The following is a 1,526-nucleotide window of genomic DNA, read 5'->3' on the forward strand; positions in this document are numbered from 1 at the left end:
GGTAATTACCCAGGGGGTTCGGCGCGGAGCGCGAGCCGGCTGACCTTGCCGGCGACGAGGTAGAGCGCGGGCAGCGATCAGGCGCCAACGGTCTTGAGGAGGGTGGTGAAGGTGTTCGCGCCCGAGAGGCGAGCGGTGTCGACGACCGTGCGCACGTCCGCCTCACCCGCGGCCGCCCACATGGCCCGGTAGCCGTTCGTCACCTTCCGCTGCACCACCGCCGGGCGCAGGGCGCGCTCGCAGGCGTTGTTGGTGACCGCCACTTGGCCAGGATAGTCGAGGAAGACCAGGAGCTGGTCGCGGGCTCGCCCGATCTTGGCTTGCAGAGCGCGGGTGAGATCGCAACGGCTCGGGGCGGACAGGATCTCCGTCAGCTGCCGCTCCAGTGCCCGGCGCTTGGCCGAGAGTGTCGTGGCGGCCAGATCGCTGACGCGCTCGGCCAAGCTGAACACCGACCCGAGCCACAGCTGCAGGCGCAGCGGCACGGGGTCGTCGCTCACCTCGACCGCGTAGGCGACGTCCCGCGCCAGATGCGCCAGGCAGGTCTGGTGGCGCTCACCGTGGCCCTGCTGGGCGGTGTAGCGGTCCGACAGCCACACGGATGGCCGGTGCCCGTCCATCATCGCGTGCACCACGGCGGCGGCCCGCGTCGAGGCCGCGTGATGAACGACCGCCGCGTCCGAGCGAAACACCCAATGGTACGAGTTGCTGCCCTCGATGCGCACGCCGGTCTCGTCCGAGGCCACCACCGCGGCCCGGCGCAGCGCCGAGACCGCAGCTTCGCGACCGGCGCGGAACTGCCTCTGGGCCCGACGCAGCAGGTTCATCAGCCCGCCCTGGCTCAAGGTGAGCCCGAACAGGTCCGACAACGCGGCCTGCAGCCGCTCGTAGGACAGAGCCTGGAAGGTCTTCAGATACACCGCCACCGCGTGCAGGCGCGGGCCGAACGGCGTGCCGCGTGCGGCCTGCGGCACTGGAGCGACGACGCGGCTGCCACACGACGGGCAGCGCACCGCGAGCCGCTGATGCTGGGTGACGAGCGGCGCCACCTCCGGAAGCTCGATCGTCTCGAACACACTGACGATCTCGGCCGGCAGATCTGCAGCCAAGGCGTCGCCGCAGCAGGGACACTGACCCGGTCGGCGGGCGACGACCGCGTCAGGATCCGGGCTGAGCGTTCGGCGATGCCCCTCGTGACCCGGCTTGGCGCCGCCGGGCTTGGCCTGCTCGCGCCGCTCCTTGCGATCGGTCGAGGGTGGCTTGGACGAGGTGCGCGAGGTCTTCTCCGGGCGCTGCAAGCGCAGCACCAGCTCGATCAACTCCTCCCGGCTCAGGCGTTCCAGCTCGCTGCGGCCCATCCCACGAGGGAATCAGCGAAATCGCCTCCCGGCAAGAGGCGCCCCGAGCGCCCTGCATCAGCACCACACCAGCGTCACGCCGAAGCCGGACGCACCCCCTGGGTAATTACGTCACGCCGCGCTCGCGCGCACCCCGTGGGTAATTACGGGCCGGGTGCGCTGATGGCG

1 protein-coding gene is annotated in these 1,526 nt (G+C 71.0%); it reads right to left on the reverse strand.

Going from position 1 to position 1,526, the window contains the following annotated elements:
- Positions 1-77: 77 nt before the first annotated feature.
- Complete coding sequence (gene tnpC / locus VQ02_RS32970; protein ID WP_048448496.1) at positions 78-1,358, reverse strand: IS66 family transposase; 1,281 nt, start codon at positions 1,356-1,358, stop codon at positions 78-80.
- Between the last annotated feature and the right edge of the window lie 168 nt (positions 1,359-1,526).

The organism is Methylobacterium variabile (assembly GCF_001043975.1).
GTDB classification, from domain to species: Bacteria; Pseudomonadota; Alphaproteobacteria; order Rhizobiales; family Beijerinckiaceae; genus Methylobacterium; species Methylobacterium variabile.